At 49.6% G+C, this 2,665-nt stretch carries 2 protein-coding genes; both read left to right on the forward strand.

All coding sequences use genetic code 11. The features are described from left to right. Positions 1-152 precede the first annotated feature (152 nt). A complete protein-coding gene (locus NZ772_16990) occupies positions 153-920 on the forward strand; it encodes a Uma2 family endonuclease (GenBank protein ID MCS6815252.1) in 768 nt (255 codons plus the stop codon). 266 nt (positions 921-1,186) lie between these two features. Beyond that, the coding region (locus NZ772_16995; GenBank protein MCS6815253.1) for an elongation factor G at positions 1,187-2,665 on the forward strand (1,479 nt) is incomplete at its 3' end.

Here is a 2,665-nt window from a genome sequence, read left to right on the forward strand (position 1 = left end):
TAGCAAGATTTTATATGTAACTTCATTGTTACAAAACCTGTCAAAATTTTCCACAGTGGAATAGAGTACAAAAGAACTTGTTACAATTAAGCCTACACTTGGCTTCTGAAATCGCCTGTCTACGCTCTGAGCCATCTTGTCTAGAGGCACCTATGACCCCCTTACTTCGCAATCAGCAATTAGATGACCTTGATCTTTATCCTTCTAGCGACGGCAATCCTATGGCAGAAAACACTGTCCAGTATCGCTGGATTGTCATGATCAAGGAAAATCTAGAGATTCTGTTCGCAGCCGTTCCGAATGTTTTCATTGCAGGAGACCTGTTGTGGTACCCCATCCCTGTAGATGAGCCACCTGCTCCCCGACAAGCACCAGATGTGATGGTGGTGTTTGGGGTGCCGAAGGGCGATCGTCGCTCGTACCAGCAGTGGAAAGAAAACAACATTCCGCCCCAGGTGGTGTTTGAAATCCTATCTGACAGTAATCGCACTAGTGAAGGGCGACGAAAACTGCAAGATAAGTTTGAATTCTACCAGCGGCACGGAGTAGAAGAGTACTATTGCTATGACCCTGATGAATGTCTCCTGCAAGGTTGGCAGCGTTATGGTCATCAATTGCTGCCTATTGCCATGGTCGGCCAATGGGTAAGCCCTCGGCTAGGGATTCGGTTTGAGTGGCAGCCAGGGCAGGAGTTAGTGCTGTATTACCCTGACGGTCGCCGATTCCTGAGTTCGTTAGAGCTAGCACAACAATTGGAGTTAGCTGAGCAGCAGGCAGAACTAGCTGAGCAACGGGCAGAGCAGGAACGGCAGCGCGCAGAGCAGGAACGGCAGCGCGCAGAGCAGGAACGGCAGCGCGCAGAGCAACTGGCAGCATATTTGCAGTCATTAGGCATTGATCCTAATGACATCGCACCCTAGCCGTAACCTTGACCATAGGACAGCCCACTTAACAGTTAACTTAACGAATGTTTAACTTGTTGTTAAGACAACCTGGAATTTTTAAGGTTACTGATCGACCAGTTTGAGAATTGACAGTAACTGAAGTCCTAATGTCACAACTACTTCATGGGGCATCAGGTGACTGGCTGGAATCGACATGAGCAAGCTTAATCGAATGACCAAGCGCATCAGGTAACGGTCTGGCTAGCCAATGGTTGTTTCGCTGAATTGCTAGCGAGGAGTTTATGACTGACAATGTGGTATCTGGCGTGGCTTCCGGCTCTCGAAATGTGGCGATCGTCGGCCCCTATTTGAGTGGCAAAACCACCCTGCTAGAGAGCATTCTATCGGTAACCGGAGCTATTACCCGCAAAGGGAATGTCCAAGCAAAAAACACGGTAGGTGATGGTGCCCCAGAGGCCCGCGATCGCCAAATGACTGTAGAAATTAACGCCGCCCACACTGAGTATGGCGGCGTTTGTTTTACGTTTCTAGATTGTCCTGGTTCCATCGAATTTATCCAAGAAACCTACAACGCGCTGATAGGTGTCGATGCAGTGGTTGTAGTTTGTGAGCCAGTGGTCGATCGCGTATTGACCCTTTCACCTCTCTTTAAGTTCTTAGATGACTGGCAGATTCCCCACCTGGTTTTTATCAATAAAATGGATCGCCCTGATGTGGACTTTGGCGCAGTACTAAAAGCGCTGAAATCCGTATCTAGCAGACCCTTGGTAGCGCATCAATTCCCCATTCACCAAGATGATAAACTCATTGGCTTTATTGATTTAGTGACTGAACAAGCCTATCACTACCACCCTGGTGCTGCTGCTGACCCTGTGCCCCTGCCAGAATCGCTGCGGGTAGAAGAAAAAGCTGCCCGCGACGCTATGCTAGAGACCCTCGCTGAGTTTGATGATCATCTGCTGGAGGAGTTGTTAGACGATATTGAACCGCCCCAGGAAGAAATTGTCCAAGATCTGAAGATGGAGCTAGGAGCTGACCAGATCGTGCCTGTGTTTATTGGCATGGCTGACCAAGATTTTGGCGTGCGTCCTTTGCTAGAAGCGCTATTACGAGAAGCTCCAGAGCCGGAGGTCATGGCTAAACATCGTGGACTAGCTGCGGTGGGTGACACTCCTGTGGCCCAAGTGCTGAAGACCTTTTATACCCCCCAAGGTGGCAAGCTATCCCTAGTACGGGTTTGGCAAGGTAAGCTCACTGATGGCATGACTGTGAATGGTACGCGGATTGGTGGCATCTATCGGTTAATGGGGCAACAACAGCAAAACGTAACCTGTGCTCGTGCAGGGGAGATTGTGGCCTTGGGTCGGCTAGAGGGCGTGAAGACAGGTGATACGGTTACTGTAGATCCAACTGCGATCGCAGCATTACCCAAAGCCGATATATTGACTCCAGTGTTTGCGTTGGCCGTTGTAGCTACTACTCGCAATGATGAGGTGAAGCTCACTACTGCTATGGCAAAACTCCTAGAGGAAGACCCCTCTCTCGCTTGGGAACAACACGGTGATACCCATGAGGCAATTTTGTGGGGACAGGGAGAAATTCACCTACAAGTGGCCATCGATCGCCTGCGACGCAAATATAATCTGCCGATGAGTACCCATCTGCCCCAAGTTCCCTATAAGGAAACTATCCGCAAGTCAGCTACGGCTATTCACGGACGTTACAAGCGGCAAACAGGTGGTCATGGACAATTTGGTGAC

Source organism: Cyanobacteriota bacterium (assembly GCA_025054735.1).
GTDB lineage: Bacteria > Cyanobacteriota > Cyanobacteriia > SKYG9 > SKYG9 > SKYG9.